Source organism: Arenimonas sp. (assembly GCF_035721105.1).
Classification (GTDB): Bacteria; Pseudomonadota; Gammaproteobacteria; order Xanthomonadales; family Xanthomonadaceae; genus Arenimonas.
In genome coordinates this window covers 1-18,309 of the sequence record NZ_DASTNG010000047.1, presented here as the reverse complement: position 1 = coordinate 18,309, position 18,309 = coordinate 1, and the positions used below count along the sequence as shown (strand labels likewise).

15 protein-coding genes are annotated in these 18,309 nt (G+C 67.9%); 12 read left to right on the top strand and 3 right to left on the bottom strand.

Going from position 1 to position 18,309, the window contains the following annotated elements; translation table 11 throughout:
* Nucleotides 1-136 precede the first annotated feature (136 nt).
* Together VFQ84_RS06765 and VFQ84_RS06760 are read right to left on the bottom strand one after the other, a co-directional pair.
* Nucleotides 137-1,180, bottom strand: coding sequence for an ABC transporter ATP-binding protein (locus VFQ84_RS06765; RefSeq protein ID WP_325130533.1), 1,044 nt, complete (start codon nucleotides 1,178-1,180; stop codon nucleotides 137-139).
* Nucleotides 1,180-1,758 carry a superoxide dismutase gene (locus VFQ84_RS06760; RefSeq protein WP_325130531.1) on the bottom strand — a complete coding sequence of 193 codons (579 nt, stop codon included), beginning with the start codon at nucleotides 1,756-1,758 and terminating at the stop codon, nucleotides 1,180-1,182. The genes VFQ84_RS06765 and VFQ84_RS06760 overlap by 1 nt, the downstream gene beginning before the upstream one ends.
* Before the next feature lie 110 nt (nucleotides 1,759-1,868).
* Between VFQ84_RS06760 and grxD the strand changes: the two genes are divergently transcribed.
* The 5 genes from grxD (at nucleotide 1,869) to ppnN (ending at nucleotide 8,467) form a co-directional block, all read left to right on the top strand.
* A complete protein-coding gene (gene grxD / locus VFQ84_RS06755; RefSeq protein WP_325130529.1) occupies nucleotides 1,869-2,192 on the top strand; it encodes a Grx4 family monothiol glutaredoxin in 324 nt (107 codons plus the stop codon).
* Nucleotides 2,189-2,947 (top strand): SDR family NAD(P)-dependent oxidoreductase, encoded by a 759-nt coding sequence (locus VFQ84_RS06750; RefSeq protein ID WP_325130527.1) that lies wholly within the window; start codon nucleotides 2,189-2,191, stop codon nucleotides 2,945-2,947. Before grxD ends, VFQ84_RS06750 begins: the two co-directional genes overlap by 4 nt.
* Nucleotides 2,944-3,543, top strand: coding sequence for a YhgN family NAAT transporter (locus tag VFQ84_RS06745; protein ID WP_325130525.1), 600 nt, complete (start codon nucleotides 2,944-2,946; stop codon nucleotides 3,541-3,543). Before VFQ84_RS06750 ends, VFQ84_RS06745 begins: the two co-directional genes overlap by 4 nt.
* A 195-nt stretch (nucleotides 3,544-3,738) precedes the next feature.
* Nucleotides 3,739-6,939, top strand: coding sequence for a TonB-dependent receptor (locus tag VFQ84_RS06740; RefSeq protein WP_325130523.1), 3,201 nt, complete (start codon nucleotides 3,739-3,741; stop codon nucleotides 6,937-6,939).
* A 142-nt stretch (nucleotides 6,940-7,081) separates the two neighbouring features.
* Nucleotides 7,082-8,467, top strand: coding sequence for a nucleotide 5'-monophosphate nucleosidase PpnN (ppnN, locus tag VFQ84_RS06735; RefSeq protein WP_325130522.1), 1,386 nt, complete (start codon nucleotides 7,082-7,084; stop codon nucleotides 8,465-8,467).
* A gap of 42 nt (nucleotides 8,468-8,509) precedes the next feature.
* Here ppnN and VFQ84_RS06730 read toward each other — a convergent pair whose 3' ends face one another.
* A complete protein-coding gene (locus tag VFQ84_RS06730; protein WP_325130520.1) occupies nucleotides 8,510-9,541 on the bottom strand; it encodes a sensor histidine kinase in 1,032 nt (343 codons plus the stop codon).
* Nucleotides 9,542-9,710: 169 nt separating this feature from the next.
* Between VFQ84_RS06730 and VFQ84_RS06725 the strand changes: the two genes are divergently transcribed.
* From VFQ84_RS06725 to VFQ84_RS06695, 7 genes are all read left to right on the top strand, one after another.
* Nucleotides 9,711-10,268, top strand: coding sequence for a GspH/FimT family pseudopilin (locus VFQ84_RS06725; RefSeq protein ID WP_325130518.1), 558 nt, complete (start codon nucleotides 9,711-9,713; stop codon nucleotides 10,266-10,268).
* 10 nt (nucleotides 10,269-10,278) lie between these two features.
* Nucleotides 10,279-10,740 (top strand): type IV pilus modification protein PilV, encoded by a 462-nt coding sequence (pilV, locus tag VFQ84_RS06720; protein WP_325130516.1) that lies wholly within the window; start codon nucleotides 10,279-10,281, stop codon nucleotides 10,738-10,740.
* Between the two features lie 2 nt (nucleotides 10,741-10,742).
* Complete coding sequence (locus VFQ84_RS06715) at nucleotides 10,743-11,858, top strand: prepilin-type N-terminal cleavage/methylation domain-containing protein (RefSeq protein WP_325130514.1); 1,116 nt, start codon at nucleotides 10,743-10,745, stop codon at nucleotides 11,856-11,858.
* Nucleotides 11,855-12,424 (top strand): pilus assembly PilX family protein, encoded by a 570-nt coding sequence (locus VFQ84_RS06710; protein ID WP_325130512.1) that lies wholly within the window; start codon nucleotides 11,855-11,857, stop codon nucleotides 12,422-12,424. Before VFQ84_RS06715 ends, VFQ84_RS06710 begins: the two co-directional genes overlap by 4 nt.
* A gap of 5 nt (nucleotides 12,425-12,429) precedes the next feature.
* Nucleotides 12,430-16,191 carry a PilC/PilY family type IV pilus protein gene (locus VFQ84_RS06705; protein WP_325130510.1) on the top strand — a complete coding sequence of 1,254 codons (3,762 nt, stop codon included), beginning with the start codon at nucleotides 12,430-12,432 and terminating at the stop codon, nucleotides 16,189-16,191.
* Nucleotides 16,192-16,194: 3 nt separating this feature from the next.
* Complete coding sequence (locus VFQ84_RS06700; protein ID WP_325130509.1) at nucleotides 16,195-16,611, top strand: type IV pilin protein; 417 nt, start codon at nucleotides 16,195-16,197, stop codon at nucleotides 16,609-16,611.
* 284 nt (nucleotides 16,612-16,895) lie between these two features.
* Nucleotides 16,896-18,086, top strand: coding sequence for a tyrosine-type recombinase/integrase (locus VFQ84_RS06695; RefSeq protein ID WP_325130507.1), 1,191 nt, complete (start codon nucleotides 16,896-16,898; stop codon nucleotides 18,084-18,086).
* Nucleotides 18,087-18,309 lie beyond the last annotated feature (223 nt).

The window sequence follows — 18,309 nt, the reverse complement described above, 5'->3', positions numbered from 1 at the left end:
CTCGATATTGCGCGCTCGCTGATTCCCACTCGCTGATACGCGCCCGCTGATACCCACCCTGTAGGAGCGCCTACAGGCGCGAAGCTCTTCGCGAAAAGATTCGCGCCTGAAGGCGCTCCTACAGGATGGGGGTGGGTCAGGTTGCGGCGGGGAAGACGACCACGTGGGCGAGGTCGGGCTTCACCCGCACGCGCTGGCCGGGTTCGCGCTGCTGGTGGCTGGGGAACAGCGCGGTCAGCGCGGTGCCGTCCGCCAGCACCAGCGTATGCAGCGATTCGGCGCCGCGGAAGGCGACCGCGCGCACTTCGCACTCGATGCCATCCTCGTCGCTCGGCACCAGGTCGTCGGGCCGCAGCAGCACGCGCACCGCGCTGCCGGCCGCGTAGGGCAGGGCTTCGCCGACGGCAAGCTCGCCCAGCGCGGTGGCGATCCGGTGGCCGGCCAGCACGCGCGCGTCCAGCAGGCGGCCCTCGCCGACGAAGGACGCCACGAAGGGCGTGGCCGGACGATGGTAAAGCTCGAAGCCCGGCGCCCACTGCAGAAGGACGCCGGCGTCCATCACCCCGACCGTGTCGGCGAAGGCGAAGGCCTCCTCCTGGTCGTGGGTCACCAGCAGCGCGGCGATGCCCAGCCGCTTGAGCACCGCGCGCAGGTCGTCGCGCAGGCGACCGCGCAGGTCGGCGTCGAGGCTGGAGAAGGGTTCGTCGAGCAGCAGCAGGTCGGGACGCGGCGCCAGCGAGCGGGCCAGGGCCACGCGCTGCTGTTGGCCGCCCGAAAGTTCATGCGGGTAGCGGTCGGCCAGGCCATCTAGGCCGATCAGGGAAAGCGTTTCGTGCACGCGGGCCGCGCGGTCGCCGCGGGCCAGGGCGTGCAGGCCGAAGGCGACGTTGTCGCCGACGGTGAGATGGGGAAACAGCGCGAGGTCCTGGAACACAAAGCCCAGGCCGCGTTTCTCAGGCGGCCGGGCCAGGGCGTCCTGGCCCCGCATCCGAAGCGTGCCGGCGTCCGGGACATGGAAGCCGGCGATGGCGCGCAGCAGGGTGGTCTTGCCGCAGCCGCTGGGCCCCAGCAGGCAGCCCAGCTCGCCGCGCCGCAGCGACAGCCCCAGCCCGCGCACGGCCGGCTTGCCTGCATGGCTGCAGGACAGGCCGGCGATGGCGAGCAGGGGCGCGTCCGGCATCAGGCCATGTTGCCTTCGACGAAGTCCCAGTTGACCAGGTTCCAGAACGCCTCGACGTACTTCGGGCGGGCGTTGCGGTAGTCGACGTAGTAGGCGTGCTCCCAGACGTCGCAGGTCAGCAGCGCGGTGTCGGTGCCGGTGAGCGGCGTGGCCGCGTTGGGCGTGCTGACCAGGGCCAGCGAGCCGTCCGGGCGCTGCACCAGCCACGCCCAGCCGGAGCCGAAGGTGGTCAGCGCGGTCTGGGTGAACTGCTCCTTGAAGGCCGCGAACGACCCGAAGGCCTTGTTGATGGCCTCGGCCAGCTTGCCGGTCGGCTCGCCGCCGCCCTTGGGCTTGAGGCAGTTCCAGTAGAAGGTGTGGTTCCAGACCTGGGCGGCGTTGTTGAACATGCCGCCCTGGGCCTTGCGCACGATGGCCTCGAGGTCCATGCCTTCGAACTCGGTGCCTTCGATCTGCTTGTTGAGGTTGGTGACGTAGGCCTGGTGGTGCTTGCCGTAATGGAAGTCGATCGTCTCGCCCGAGATGTGCGGCTCGAGGGCGGTGCGGTCGTAGGGCAGGGCGGGCAGTTCAATGGCCATGGTGGGAATCTCCGTTGGAGTGGGCGGGGCGCCGGCGGGTGGCGCGTTGGCCGTATAATTCTATCCCTTCGCGCACCCGCCCCGGGTCCGCAGATGGAACGGAGCTTCACATGAGCGTCATGGACCGTATCAAGGCCGAGGTCGAAGGCCACCCGATCGTGCTCTTCATGAAGGGCACGCCGCAGTTCCCGATGTGCGGCTTTTCCAGCCGCTCGGTGCAGGCGCTCAAGAACGCCGGCGCCGCCCGCTTCCACAGCATCAACGTGCTCGAGGATCCGGAGATCCGCGCCAACCTGCCGCGCTACTCCGACTGGCCGACCTTCCCGCAGCTGTTCGTCAACGGCGAGCTGATCGGCGGCTGCGACATCACCGTCGAGCTGCTGGAAAGCGGCGAGCTGGCGCGCATGGTGTCCGAGGCCCAGAAGCCGGCATGAGCCCCGCCGCGCCGCCGATCCCGGTCGTGGCCGACGACGCCCTGGCCGGTCGCGTGGTGCTGGTCACCGGCGCCCACGGGGGGCTCGGTGCCGAGGCCGCCAAGGCCTGCGCCCGGGCCGGCGCCACCGTCGTGCTGCTGGGCCGCAAGCTGCCCAAGCTCAACCGCGTCTATGACGCGGTGAAGGCCCTGGGCCCGGAGCCGGCGCTGTACCCGCTGGACCTGGCCGGGGCCGACCCGGCGGACTACGCCGACCTGGCCGCGCGCGTCGCCGGCGAGCTCGGCGGCCTGCACGGCCTGCTGCACTGCGCGGCCGAATTCAGCGGCCTGGCGCCGCTGGAGGCCACTGCGCCCGAGGACTTCGTGCGCAACCTGCACGTGAACCTGACCGCGCCCTGGCTGCTGACCCAGGCCTGCCTGCCCTGGCTGCGCCGGGCCGACGACAGCGCCGTGGTCTTCGTCACCGACGACCCGGCCCGGGTCGGTAAGGCCTACTGGGGGCCCTACGGCCTGGCCAAGCAGGGCCTGGTGGCCCTGGTCCGCCAGCTGAGCGCCGAGACCGACGCCACGCCGGTGCGGGTCAGCGCGCTCGAGCCCGGCCCGATGCGTACCGACCTGCGCGCCCGCGCCTACGCCGACGAGGCCCAGCTGCGGGTGCCGGCCCCGGCGGCCTACGCCGCGGCCTGCGTGCACCTGCTGTCGCCGGCCGGCGCCGCCCTGCGCGGCCAGGTCTTCGCCCCGCGGGCGGCGGGATGACCACCCTCTCGGCGGCCCTGCTGCTGTTCCTGATCCTGGACCCGCTGGGCAACATCCCGGTGTTCCTGGGGCTGCTCAAGCCGCTGCCCGGCCACCGCCGCCGGGTCGTGCTGGCCCGCGAGCTGCTGATCGCCCTGGCCGTGCTGTTCATCTTCCTCTGGGGCGGCCAGTACCTGCTGGAGCTGATGCACCTGCGCCAGGAGTCGGTGTCGATCGCCGGCGGCATCGTCCTGTTCCTGATCGGCCTGAAGATGATCTTCCCGAGCGGGGAGGGGATGTTCGGCGACGTGCCGGACGGGGAGCCCTTCATCGTCCCGATGGCCATCCCCCTGGTGGCCGGCCCCTCGGGCATGGCCGCCGTGATGCTGCTGGCGGCCCAGGAGCCGGGCCGGATGGCCGACTGGAGCCTGGCCCTGACCCTGGCCTGGCTGGGCACGGCCGTGATCCTGTTCTCGGCCACCTTCCTCTACAAGGTGCTGGGCATGCGGGTCCTGATGGCGGTGGAGCGCCTGATGGGCATGCTGCTGGTGGCCCTTTCGGTTCAGATGCTGCTGGACGGCGTGGCGACCTACCTCGGGGTCGCCCACGGGCAGTGACCCCGTCACTGAATCTGTCACCTGAATGACATGTGACCGGGGTACCGTGTTAAACTCTTGTTATTGCCCGGGTCCGCAGGGGACACCCAACCTGGCAAGCGATCTCAAGGAATACAGGCACCTGGCCCGTCAGGTGCGCGCGGCGGGATGCCGCAACTCCCCTTTTAGCCACTCATAAACTCAGGGTTCAAAACCATGACCAATCGCAACCGGGTTCGGCTGTCGCAGCTCTCCCTCGGCCTGGCCATCGCGCTCGCTGCCGCGCCGGCCTTCGCCCAGAACACCACGGCCGCCGTCGGTGGCCGCATCGTCGCCGCCGACGCCCAGCCGGTGGCCGGCGCCCAGGTGACCATCCTGCACGTGCCCTCGGGCACGGTGAGCACCGCGACCACGACCGCCGACGGTCGCTACGCCGCGCGCGGCCTGCGCGTCGGTGGCCCGTACACCATCACCATCGTCAAGGACGGCGTCAGCGAAGTTCGCGAGGGCGTGTACCTGCAGCTGGCCGACACCACCTCGGTCGACGCGACCCTGGGCCAGGGTGCCACCACCCTCGCCACCGTCGAAGTCACCGGCACCGCCGTGACCAACGAGATCTTCAGCGCCGAGAAGATGGGCGCCGGCACCAACGTCAACCGTGACCAGCTCGAGTCGCTGCCCTCGATCGAGCGCAACCTGCAGGACTTCGCCCGCGTCGACCCCCGCGTCGTCCAGACCGACAAGTCCCGCAACGAGATCTCGGTCGGCGGCCAGAACCCGCGCTACAACGTGATCCGCATCGACGGCATCAGCACCAACGACAGCTTCGGCCTCGAGTCGAACAGCCTGCCGACCCCGAAGCAGCCGTTCTCGATGGACGTCATCGACGAGATCGCGATCGACGTCGCCAACTACGACGTCACCATCTCCGGCGGCACCGGCGGCGTGATCAACGCCGTGACCAAGTCCGGCACCAATGACTTCGCCGGCACGGTCTACGGCCTGTACCGCGACAACTCGATGGTCCGTGAGAACGAAAACGGCACCGATTTCAACGGCTTCGAGGACGAGACCACCTACGGCCTCACCTTCGGCGGCCCGCTGATCAAGGACCGCCTGTTCTTCTTCCTGAACTACGAGAAGTACGAGCAGGGCGCCCCGGGTCCGATCTTCGGACCGGTGGGCTCCGGCGCCTCGAACATCGTCAACGTCACCGACGCCGACATCACCCGCATCCAGCAGATCGCCCAGGGCTACGGCTTCGATGCCGGTGCCTACGGCGTCGGCGGCGCGGACACCACCAGCGAAGAGTTCGGCCTGAAGATCGACTGGAACATCACCGATCGCCAGCGCGCCAACTTCCGCATCGGCACCTCGGACCAGAGCGTGGCCAACTTCCCGGGCTTCGGCACCAACGCCATCGCCCTGAGCACCTACGCCTACCAGCGTGACTTCGTGTTCGACACCTACGCGGCCCAGCTGTTCAGCGACTGGACCGACAGCTTCTCGACCGAAGCCAAGATCTCGTACCGCGACTACTCCGCGGTCCGCACCCCGGTCGCGAACCTGCCGGCCGTGGCCGTGCGCGTCGGCAACGCCACCGTGAACTTCGGCACCGAGGAGAACACGCACGCCAACATCCTCGAGACCGAGACCTGGAACGCGTACTTCGCCGGCAACCTGTTCGTGGGCGACCACTCCTTCAAGTTCGGCGTGGACTACGAGAACAACGACATCTACAACCTGTTCGGCCGCCGCAGCAACGGCGTCTATACCTTCAACAGCATCGACGAGTTCGAGTCCGGCGAGCCGAGCCGCTTCCAGTACTTCTATCCGGCCGGCGGCGACCGTGACAACACGGCGGCCATCTGGGGCATCGAGAACCTCGGCCTGTTCGTGCAGGACACCTGGGCGGTCAACTACAACCTGACCCTGACCTTCGGCATCCGCTACGACGAGCCGATGATCGACGAGGCGCCGACCTACAACGCCGCCGCCCAGGCCGCGTTCGGCTTCAACAACAGCGCCACCATCGACGGCAATGGCCTGTTCCAGCCGCGCTTCGGCTTCAACTACACCTTCGACGCCGAGCGTCCGACCCAGCTGCGCGGTGGCTTCGGCCTGTTCCAGGGTTCGGCCGCCAATGTCTGGCTGTCCAACCCGTTCACCAACACCGGCTTCGGCTACGTCGACTACTTCTTCTCCGGTGGTCTGGACCTGCCTTGCGCCACGGATGACGGCCGTTGCTTCAGCGCCGACCCGGACGGCCAGCTCGTGCTGATCCCCGCCGGTGCCCGCGAGGGTACCCAGTCGATCGACTTCGTCGATCCGGACCTGGGCCAGCCGTCGGTCTGGAAGGCCAACCTGGCCTTCGACCATGAGCTGCCGTGGAAGGGCATCGTGATGTCGGCCGAGGTCGTGCTGACCAACGTCAAGGAAGCGATCTTCTACCAGCAGCTCAACCTGGGCGCGCCGACCGCGATCGGCCAGGACGGCCGCGAGATCTACTGGAACGCCGCCGGTCTCGACCCGACCCGCTGGAACCAGTTCGGCTCGGCGTCGGGCACCCGTACGCGCTTCAACGCCAACCCGGCGTTCACCGACGCGATCATCGCCCGGCCGACCGGCAAGGGTGAGTCCGAGCAGCTGAGCCTGTCCTTCAGCAAGCCGCGTGGCGACTGGGGCTTCTCCTGGACCGCCGCCTACACCTACACCGATGCCGAGGAGGTCAGCCCGCTGACCAGCTCCACCTCCGGTTCGCAGTGGGGCAACATCAACACCTTCAACCCGAACGAAGAGGTCTCGGCCACTTCGTCCTACGAGATCAAGGACCGCTTCTCGGCCGCGATCAGCTGGGAGAAGGCCTTCTTCGGTGACTACGACACCCGCGTGTCGATGTTCGCCGAGAGCCGCTCGGGTCGTCCGTTCAGCTACGTGTTCGACAACGACGCCAACGGCGACGGCCGCTTCGGCAACGACCTGCTGTACGTGCCGACCGGTCCGGGCGACGTCCTGTTCAACAACCCGACCGAGGAAGCGGCGTTCTGGGCCTTCATCGCCAGCGACGGTTACCTCAACGCCAACCGCGGCCGCGTGGTGGATCGCAATGGCGCGCGCAATCCCTGGGTCAACCAGTTCGACATCAAGATCACCCAGGAACTGCCGGGCTTCTTCGAAGGCCACCGCTCCGAGATCTGGCTCGACATCCTCAACGTCGGCAACCTGATCAACAAGGATTGGGGCCGCATCGAGGAAATCGGCTTCCCGGGCAGCCGCGGCGTGGTCGAGTACGGCGGCATCGACGCCGCGACCGGCAAGTACGTCTACCGCTTCAACACGCCGGATACCGCCCGTCTGTACGACGACCGCGGCATCTCGCGCTGGTCGCTGCAGGTTGGCTTCCGCTACAAGTTCTAAGCCACACCCACGCCACCCGGCGTGAGACGAACGGCCGGCGGGAAACCGCCGGCCGTTTTCTTTTGGGGGCCTCCTACAGGGGCGTCACGCGGCGGTGGTAGAGTCTGCGGTCCGATACGACAGACAGACGAAAGCCAGCCCCATGACCGAGCAACAAGACCTTCCCGCCACCGTCAACACCCGCATTTCCCCGCGAGGTGGCCTGGACATCCTTTCCCGCGACGAAGTCGCCCGCCTGGCCGATGCCTCCACCGGCGGCCTGCGCGAGCTGCTGCGCCGCTGCGCGCTGGCGGTGCTGACCACCGACAGCGACTCCGACGACCCGCGCGCCGCCTCCCTGCGCTACCCCGACTTCGACATCGAGGTGCAGCAGCAGGACCGCGGCATCAAGATCGAGCTCAAGGCCGCGCCGGCCACCGCCTTCGTCGACGGCGAGATCATCCGCGGCATCGCCGAGAACCTGTTCGCGGTGGTGCGCGACATCGCCTACAACGCCATCGAGGTCAGCGGCAGCAACAAGTTCGACCTCGACACCGGCGCCGGCATGACCAGCGCCGTGTTCGAGATCCTGCGCAACGCGCGCGTGATGCGCTCGTTCCAGAACCCCAGCCTGGTGGTCTGCTGGGGCGGCCACTCGATCGGTCGCGACGAATACCTCTACACCAAGAAGGTCGGCTACCAGCTGGGCCTGCGCGGCCTGGACATCTGCACCGGCTGCGGCCCGGGCGCCATGAAGGGCCCGATGAAGGGCGCCACCATCGCCCACGCCAAGCAGCGCCAGAGCCGCCCGCGCTACATCGGCATCACCGAGCCCGGCATCATCGCCGCCGAGTCGCCGAACCCGATCGTGAACCACCTCGTGATCATGCCGGACATCGAGAAGCGCCTCGAAGCCTTCGTGCGCCTGGGCCACGGCATCATCGTGTTCCCCGGTGGCGTGGGCACCGCCGAAGAGATCCTGTACCTGCTCGGCGTGCTGCTGCACCCGGCCAATGCCGAGCTGCCGTTCCCGCTGATCTTCACCGGCCCGGCCGAGTCGGCGGCGTACTTCGAGCAGATCGACCAGTTCCTGAAGCTGACCCTGGGCGAGGCCGCGACCTCGCGCTACCGCATCATCGTCGACGACGCCGCCGAAGTGGCCCAGGTGATGCGCCAGGGCATCCGCAAGGTGCGCGAGCATCGCCTCAAGGAGCAGGACGCCTTCTTCTTCAACTGGTCGCTGCACCTGCCCGAGGAGTTCCAGCGCCCGTTCCCGCCGACCCATGCGGCGATGGCCGGCCTGAACCTGCACCGCGACCAGCCGCCGCACCTGCTGGCGGCCGACCTGCGCCGCGCCTTCTCGGGCATCGTCGCGGGCAACGTGAAGGAAGAGGGCCTGCGCGAGATCGAGCGCCACGGGCCTTACATCATCGACGGCGACAAGGAAATCATGCGCGCCCTCGACGGCCTGCTGAAGGCCTTCGTCGCCCAGCGCCGGATGAAGATCAGCGGCAGCTACAAGCCCTGCTACCAGGTCGCCAACCACTGACGCAGGCGGCCTGCCGCCGGCGCGTTGGCGCCGGTGGCCGGCCTAGAGCGGCAGGATGAGGGTGGCGACGTAGCGGCCGCCCGACACGCCGGCCTCGAGCCGGCCGCGGCCCTCGGTGAGGGCCTCGATGCGGCTGCGGACCGACGCCAGCCCGACCTGGTGGCCGGCGTGCGCCGGCCGTGCGCCGGACCGGGGCGAGGGCAGGTCGTTGGCCACGGTCACCGTCACGTGGCGGCCATCCGAGGCCACGCTCACGTCCACCGCGCCGCCGTCCGCGGCCGGCTCCACGCCGTGCCGGATCGCGTTCTCGACCAGCGGCTGGATCGACAGGGTCGGGACCCGGAGCCCGGGCACCGGGTCGGGGACGTTCCAGCTCAGGCGCAGCCTGGGGCCGAAGCGCAGGGCCTCGATTTCCAGGTAGCGCCGGGCCAGGGCCAGTTCGTCGGCCAGCGGGATCTCGCTTTCGCCCGAGAGCGCCGCGCGGAACAGGTCCGACAGGTCCAGCAGCAGCTGTTCGGCCTCGCCCGGCCGGGCGTGCACCAGGGCGGCGCCGGTGTTGAGCGTGTTGAACAGGAAGTGCGGACGGATCCGGGCCTGCAGGGCTTCGAGCTGGGCCTGCTTGGCCCGGCTGGCGGCCACGCGGCCCTGCCAGTGGTTATGGAACGCCGCCAGCCCCAGCAGCCCGACCGCCAGTGTGATGCCAGAGACCTGCAGGGCCAGGGCGAGCCAGTCGACCCGGTGCGGTCCGGCCCCGGGCTCCAGGTAGGCGCGGATGACGAAGGTGATCACCCAGCCCACGCCCAGCGCCAGCACCAGGGCGATGGCCGCCACCTGGGGTGGCCCCAGGCGACTGAGCCAGTGCCGGGCCAGGTAGAGCAGGGCCAGGGTCAGCAGCGTGGTCCACTGGATCCAGAGCGAGGCCAGCCCGAAATAGACCAGCCGGTCGGTCGCCAGGCCCGGGGTGAGGGCCAGGACCGCCGCCAGGCCCTCGCCGCAGATGATCAGCCAGACGATGGCATTGGCCTGCCAGAGGGCATCCAGCGGATGGGTATCGGAAGGGGCGGGGCCGGCCATCGGCGCATGATGCCTGCAAATCGGCCCTCCGGGCGCCCCGCCGTCCGCCCGCACCGGTGGTCCGTTCGTCGGTTGCCGTTGGCATCGGCCCGGCGCTTGGCGCTACGGTACGCCGGTGATCCTGGAAAGGAATGAATCCGCAATGGGCCGCAATGCAAGCCAATCGCCGGTGACCCGGGGCCCCCAGGGCCAGCCGCAGGCCGGTTTCACGCTGCTGGAGCTGGCCATCACGGTCGCCGTGCTGGCCGTCGTCCTGGCCGTCGGCATCCCCAGTTTCCAGGGCATGATCAACCGCAACCGGCTGTCCTCGATCACCAACGAGATCGTCGGCGCGACCCAGCTGGCCCGCATGGAGGCGATCCGCCGCAACACGCGCGTCGTGGTCTGCCCGACCACCAATGGCAGCACCTGCAATGGCGCCAACTGGATGCGGGTCGTGGTGCGCGAGTCGGCCACGGGCGGCGCGGTGATCCGCGAGTTCCAGTTCAATGGCCAGGGCATCACGGTGCAGGGCAGCCCCAGCATCGCCACCGGCAACCAGCTTTCATTCAACGCCAGCGGCTTCGCCCGGGCGGGCACCAATGCCGCCAACACCAGCGGCGCGATCCGGATCTGCACCTCGGCGCTGGCCGCCAGCGAGAACGCCCGCGATGTCCAGGTCGCGGTGAGCCGAATCAGCGTCACGCCCACCGGCTCGGCCGGCTGTGGCCAGCCCGCGAATGCTTGAGAGGCGATCCATGCGAAACCGACCCACCCCGTACCCGCGAAACACCCAGGCCGGCGCCAGCCTGCTCGAGGTGCTGATCGCGGTGCTCATCCTGGCCATCGGCCTGCTCGGCATCGCCGCCCTGCAGTCCCTGACGCTGAAGAACACGCAGGGCTCGTCCGAGCGCACGGCGGCCGTCATCCAGAGCTACGCCATGCTCGACATGATGCGTGCCAACCGCGCCGAGGCCATCGCCCGGCGCTACGACACCAGCTGGCTGTGCACCGCGCCCGATGACACGGCCTCGCGCGTCAATGGCGACATGGCCCGCTGGATCGGCCAGCTCAAGCAGAGCGTCGGTGAGTCGGCCTGCGGCCAGGTTGATTGTGGCGCCGTCACCTGCACCATCGGCGTGCGCTGGAACGAGCGCGGCACCGCCGCCGGCGGCGCCGAAGACGCGACGCAGTCCATCCTCACGGAAACCAGACTCTGATCATGGCCAGCCCCTTCCCCAACGTCCCCTCCCTGCGACGCGGCCAGCGCGGCTTCTCGCTGATCGAGCTGATGATCGCCATGCTGCTGGGCCTGCTGGTCGTGGCCGCCGCCGGCGGCGTGTTCCTCTCGAACAAGCGCGTCTACAACGCCACCGAGACCCTCGGGCGCATCCAGGAAAACACCCGGGTGGCCTTCGAGCTGATGTCGCGCGACATCCGCGAGGCCGGCGGCAACCCCTGCGGCACGTCGATCCGGCCGATCAACATGATGAACCAGGGCAACAACGCCTACTGGTCCGGCTTCAACGACGGCCTGATCGGCTATGACGCCGGCACCGCCGCGCCGGGCCTGGCCCAGGGCACCGCGGTCGGCCAGCGGGTCGCCGGCACCGACGTCATCGAGCTCTATTCCTCGGCCGGTGGCGGTCTCCGCGTCATCAGCCATCCCAACCCCAGCGCCGAGCTCGACGTGTCCAGCACCGGCGACATCGTGGTGGGCGACGTGCTGCTGGTCTGCAACATCGGCCGCTCCTTCATCTTCGAAGTGACCAGCCTGCCCGGCACCGGCGACAAGATCGGCCACAACGCGGGTGCCGGCGACAACTGCAGCGCCCGCTTCACGCTGCCGGTGCCGGCCGATCCCGCCGATGAATACGGCTGCGACAACCCGGACAACAATGCCAACAGCTACTGCTTCACGCCGCAGGCCGGCGCCGGCAGCTGCGGCGAGGACAGCAGCGTGCCCGCCTTCGTCTCGCGCGCGGTGTCGATCCGCTGGTTCGTGGGCAACAACGCCCGCGCCGGCCGCTCGCTGTACCGCGTGGTGCTGGCCAACCGCTCCAACACCAACACCCCGGACGTCGAGCTGTCCCGCGTCGAGGTGGCCGAGGGCGTGGACGACCTGCAGATCACGTATCTGGAGGCCGGCAGCAACGCTTATACCGCCGCCGCCGGCGTGGCCGACTGGAGCCGGGTGCTGGCCGCCCGCCTCGAAGTCCGCCTGGAAGGTACCCAGGGCGCGCTGAGCAACCGCGAGGTCCAGGGCACCGACGGCAACGCCCTCAACCGCACCGTCACCCATGTGGTGGCACTCCGTAACCGGGAGAGCACGCTGTGAACCGCACTGGCTTCCACTCGCCGACCCGGCAGCGTGGCGTCACGCTGGTCGTGGTCCTGATGCTGCTGATCATCGTCACCCTGCTGGGCCTCGCGTCCATGCGCGGCACGGTGATGCAGGAGCGCATGAGCGGCAATGCCGCGGCCCGCGCCATCGCCTTCCAGGCGGCCGAGGCGGTGCTGCGCGAGGCCGAGTCCTACGCCGCCGACCCGGGACGCCCGGATCCGCCGTCGACCGGCTGCTCGGGCGGACTTTGCGCCACGCCGCCCCAGAACGCCGCGGCGCCGTGGGAGACGGATACGTTCTGGACCTCCGGCACTGGCTTCCGTTCATCCAACCTCGAGGCCGCGGCCGATCGTGACGTGGAGCTCCTTCGCTACGTCATCGAGGACATGGGCGAGGCCGGCACCCTGACCGGCGACTGCAGCGGCGACATCGATCTTTCCGTCAGCGATTGCACCAGCAGCGCGGTCGGGCGCTACTTCCGCATCACCGTGCTCAGCCGCATGGCCAATGGCACCGAAGTGATGCTCCAGTCCACTTACCAGGCCCCCGTGGGCGGGTGACAGCTATGAACTCCAATACTTCCAGCAAGTCGATGGGTCCCCGCACCGCCATCCTGGCCGCGTTCTTCAGCACGCTGCTGGCCGCGCCGGTGGGCACCGTGTTCGCCCAGAGCTTCCCCGACTACCCGCTGCAGACCGGTGCCGGCAACGTCGAGCCCAACCTGATGTTCATCCTCGATGACTCGGGCTCCATGTCCTTCGAAGATATGCCCAACCCGGACGTCACGACCATCTGCCGGCGGGCCTCCAACGGCAGCTGTGCCGACGGACTGCGCATCACCGACCAGGCCTACGTCGGCAATACGGTCTATTACAACCCGGCGACCAGCTACCGCCCGTGGCAGACCTCCACCGGTGCCCTGATGACCGGCGGCACCACCATGCGCGCGGTCTTCGGTTCGCTGAACTTCGCGGGCACCGGCTACGGCAACGAAAGCGACACGCTCGACCTCACCGACACCGGGGACTGCGAGACCTACGATCGCAACGGCAGCAACGTCACGCTTTGCGGCGGCGTCCAGGTCTTCCACGTCCCGAGGGACACGTCCGACACCAGCACGAACTACCTGCGCAACGCGTCGAACTACTACCGCTACGAGGTGCACCACGTCAGCGGAACGCCGTACATCGTGCGCAGCGAGCTGGTCAACGGTGGTGGCCCGGGCATCGCCGTCGGCGGCTTCACGCTCCAGTCCTACTCGCGCAACAACATCGACGACAACGACGGCACCGCGGCGCTGAACCACTACTTCACCCTGCCTGCCGGCGGCTCGATCTCCGCCCGGACCTCCGACGGTTCCGGCCGCGTCCGACTGCGCCTCTATGATCCGTCGGGCACGGTCGCCTGCGTCAGCGACGGCGGTGGCACGACCCATCTTTGCACGGCCACCAACACCGCGGCCGGCCAATGGCGCGTCGAACTGTCCCGCAACAACTTCGACAACGTCGACCTCGACGTCGAATACACCGTGCAAAACTCGATTGGCTGCGGCGTCAGCACGGGCGTGAGCTGGGGCAACTGCACCTTGGCGCAGCCGGTCGCCGGCCGTACCCAGGCCCAGGAGCTCGAGAATTACGCGACCTGGTTCTCCTACCACCGCACCCGCATGAAGATCGCGAAGGCGGGCTCCAGCGAAGCCTTCAACCAGCTCGGCGACAACGTGCGCGTTGGCTATCGCTCGATCTGGAACCGCAACAACTTCAACATCCCCGTCGGTGACGGCAACAACGGCCAGTTCGAGGGTACGTCCCGGGATACTTGGTTCGCGCGCCTGTTCGGCGCCCAGGCCAACAACGGCACCCCGCTGCGTGCCGCCCTGTACGACACGGGCGAGTACTTCAGCGACAGCAGCTCGACCGGTCCCTATGGCCCGGCGGCGACCACCGACCAGCTCGAGTGCCGCCAGAACTTCGCCATCCTCACCACGGACGGCTTCTGGAACGGCAATATCGGGACGCGGACGATCGCGGACCAGGATGGCCAGCCGGGCGCCTCGATCCTCAATCCGGCGGACGGCTCCGACGTGGTTCGTTACACGCGCGTGCACCCGTTCCGTGACACCAATTCGGCGACCAACTGGGAGAGCACCCTCGCCGACGTGGCGATGAAGTACTGGAAGACCGACCTGCGTCCGGACCAGGACAACATCATCCCGACCAGCGCCGACAACCCGGCCTTCTGGCAGCACATGGTCACCTTCGGCATTTCCATCGGCCTCAAGGGCACGGTCGACCAGACGTCCGTGGCGCAGGTGCTGCGCGACGGCCGCCCGCGCATCAACGGCAACCCGGTTGATTGGCCGAACCCGACCGACGCCGAGAATGCCGAGCGCATCGACGACCTGCTGCATGCGGCCGTGAACGGTCGCGGCGACTTCATCGCCGCCACCAGCGCCGACAAGTTCCGCGAGGCCATCACCAGCGTGCTGGGCCTGATCCAGGCGCGCCTGGCTTCTGGTTCGAACGTCGCCACCAACAGCTCCACCTTCCAGTCCGACACCCGCGCCTACCAGGCGACCTACCGGTCGGGCATCTGGACCGGTGACCTGGTGGCGCGCGACGTGACGGCGGCGGGCGGCATCTCGGCCAGCGAGGCCTGGCGCGTCAGCGCGCGGATCGCCGCGACCTACGCCGATGCCGGCACCACCAACGATTTCCACAACCGCACGGTCCTTACCTGGGGCGGCTCGCCGAAGGGCGCGGCCTTCCCGACCACGGCGCAGACCGCGCTGCTGGCCCGGGCCTCGGGTTCGGCGCCGGTGACCGGTGCCGCCAACGCCAGCTACATCAAGGGCCTGCAGACCGGTGAACTGTCGGCCGGCGGTGTCCTGCGCAATCGGTCGTCGGTGCTGGGCGACATCATCAACTCCTCGCCGGTCTACACCCGCGACACCGAGACGCTGTACGTGGGCGCCAACGACGGCATGCTCCACGCCATCGACGCGCTGACCGGCAACGTCGTCTTCTCCTACGTCCCCAAGGGCATCAACTGGGCGAAGCTGAACTCGATCAGTGACCCGGCCTACACCCACGGCTTCTTCGTGGATGGTCCGGTGGCCCTGTCGACCAACCGCCTGCAGGCGAACACCAACTACCTCGTGGGTACGCTGGGCCGCGGCGGCAAGGGCGTGTTCGGCCTCGACGTCAGTGACCCGGACAGCTTCGCCAACGCCAACGTGCTGTGGGACAACACCGGCAGCACCGACGCCGACATGGGCCACGTCCTCGGCCTGCCGCTGATCGTCCGGGGCAACAACGACGCCATCCTGGCGATCGTCCCGAACGGCATCGACAGCACCAGCGGCGACGCCGTGCTTTACATCTACAACATGACCTCCGGCGTCCAGCTCGCGAAGATCAACGCCTTGGCCAGCACTGGCAACGGCCTGTCTTCGCCGCGCGCCGCCGACCTCAACGGCGACGGCAAGGTCGACTACGTCTACGCCGGCGACCTGCTGGGCAACATCTGGAAGTTCGACCTGACCTCGAACAACCCGGCGAGCTGGGCCGTGGCCTTGGGCGGTGCCCCGCTGTTCACCGCCACCGACTCGGGCGGCACGCCGCAGCCGATCACCGGTGGCCTGGCGCTGGCGCGCGAGTCCGGCTACGGCCGCGTCTGGCTGACCTTCGGTACTGGCAGGCTGATCTCGTTCGGCGACCTGTCGTCGACCTCGGTGCAGTCCTGGTACGGCCTGATCGACGACGACACCGCCATCGCGGACGGTCGTGATGACCTGGTGGTCCGCGACATCGCCCAGGTGGGCACGCTGGCCGATGGCCGCGTGGTCCGTGCCTTCGAGGCCGCCTCGCCGCTGCCGGCGAATGTCCGGGGCTGGGTGGTCGACCTCGATGACCCGACGGCGGGCGAGCGGGTGGTGAGCGGTCCGCGCATCAACGGCCGCGCCGCCTTCATCTCCAGCATCATCCCGTCGGTGGGCAACGGCTGCGAAGCCGGCGGCTCGGGCTTCCTCAACGCCATCGACGTCTTCACGGGCACCAGCCCGGCGGACGGCGGCGGCACCGGCTCCTCGTCGTTCTTCGACATCGACGGCGATGGCAACGGCAACAACGACACCATCGGCGACGACGGCCTGCCCGTGGGCTCGCTGGATCCGGGTGTCGGCATGCCGACCGAATCGGCCCAGATCGACGACCTGATCCTGATCTGCGGTTCCAACGGCCAGTGCACCACGGTCCCGGCCAGCCCGCAGGCAGGCGACATCGACGCCCGCCGCCTGCAGTGGCGTGAACTCATTGAAGAGGACTGACCCATGCGCCATCGCACTGCACGCGGCTTCACCCTGATCGAGCTGATGATCGTCGTGGCCATCATCTCGATCCTGGCCGCCATCGCGTACCCGTCCTACATCAACTACACGGTCAAGACCCGGCGTGCGGCCGCCACCGCCTGCATGCTGGAGATGTCGCAGTTCATGGAGCGGTTCTACACGACCAACATGACCTATGCCGGCGGCGCCGCGGCCCGGCCGCCGTCGACCTGCGAAGGCGAGCTGGCCAGGTTCTACACCATCGACGTGGCGGCCAACCCGACCGCCACCGCGTTCAGCGTGGTCGCCACGCCGGTTGGCCAGCAGCTGGCCAAGGACACCAAGTGCGGCACCCTGGGTTTGAACCAGGCGGGTACGCAGACGGTGTCGGGCTCGGGTTCGGTGCGGGACTGCTGGTAGTCCCGCGCTCGCCGGCGGACCGGAAAAGAAAAAGGCTCGCAGCGATGCGAGCCTTTCTCTTTGATATGGCGCCCGAAGTTGGACTCGAACCAACGACCCCCTGATTAACAGTCGGCTTTCGGCTCTGTTGCCATTAAATGCGTTCCGGTGGCAAACACGGGCTTACAAGCAGGAAATAGCGCGACATATTGGTCCCGAGTCAGATGGTTTCGGGTGCCAAGTAGTGTCTTCCGGTGATCCAAAAACGTGTCTGGCTCGTGTCCAACAACACGGAGCTAAACACCATGCAATCAAAGATTACGCAGGCCCTGGTCGAGAAGGCCCCGCTGCCGCCGAAGGGCAAGTCCTCCCTGTACGCCGACACCGAGATGAGGGGTTTCTACCTAATCGTCAGCGGAACCAAGCGGGGCTACTACGTCCAGTCGCTGGTTAATGCAAAGCAGGTCCGCACCAAGATCGGCGACCATCCCGCACTAACCGCCAAGGATGCTCGTGCCCTGGCCGCCAGGACCCTCGTGTCCATGAAGTCAGGTGTGAACCCCAGCGAGGAACGACGAAAGGCTAGGGCGAAGGGAATTACCCTCGGTCAGGCCTTGGAACTCCACCTCGCTAGCAAGCCGCTGTCCCCTAAGACTGTCGAGGGGTACCGCTACGTCATCGAGAACTACCTCAGTGACTGGATGGACAAGCCGCTGGTGAATATCGGTTCCGACCGGGTGGCAGTCCGCGAGCGCCACCAGCGCATCTCCAAGAAGAGCGGGCCAGCAACCGCCGATGCGACCTTCCGCACCTTCCGGGCGGTCTACGGTCGCGGACTGCGCGAGCATCCCGACCTGCCGTCCAATCCAACGGCGAACGTCGACTTCCACGGCGTCAAGAAGCGGAAGGTCGACGCAAACCCCGACCGGCTGAAGGCATGGGGCGCGGCGGTGCTCGGCCTCTCGCCGATCCGTCGGGACCTGCACCTCTTCATGCTGCTGACCGGGATGCGCCGAACCGCAGCATCCGAGGCGAGAAAGGAACACGTCAATCATATGTGCGACCAGCTCTATGTCCCGAAGCCAAAGGGTGGAACGGCGCGGGCATTCAGTCTTCCGTTGTCAGAGCCGTTGGTCGACCTTGTGACCCATCGCCTTGAGGACTGCGGATCGCTCAGCAACAAGTCGCCGTGGCTATTCCCCGCAGTGAGCAAGACGGGCCATGTGCAGGAAGTTCAGCAAGAAGAGCTCGGTGGTCTGACCGGCCATGCGCTGCGCCATTGCTTTGGAACGCTTGCCGTCGAAGCAGGTGTTCCTCTGCTAGAGCTGAAGTACCTGCTCAACCATGCGTCGGGCGACGTGACCATGGGCTACCTCAATCCGTCCATCGAGCATCTGCGCTCCCACCAGGAGCGAGCGTCTGCCTACATTCTCGAAAAGATCGGCCTGAAGCACGAGCTCGGAACGTGGCCGCCGACGCGTTCTAACGACGCGTAGCGCGTTAGGTGACCTAGGCGCTGCCGAGGTCACGCTCAAACTCAATTTCTCGGCACGGCTCATTAGAACCGCTTTGAGAAAGTGACCTGAGACGAAACGTGTAGCCATTTGGATAGTGAGTTCTCTACCCTTAACAGGCAAGGAGAGCTCCATGAAGAAGCGATTTACCGACGAGCAGATCATCTCGATCCTGCGCGAAGCCGAGACCGGCGCCATGCCGATC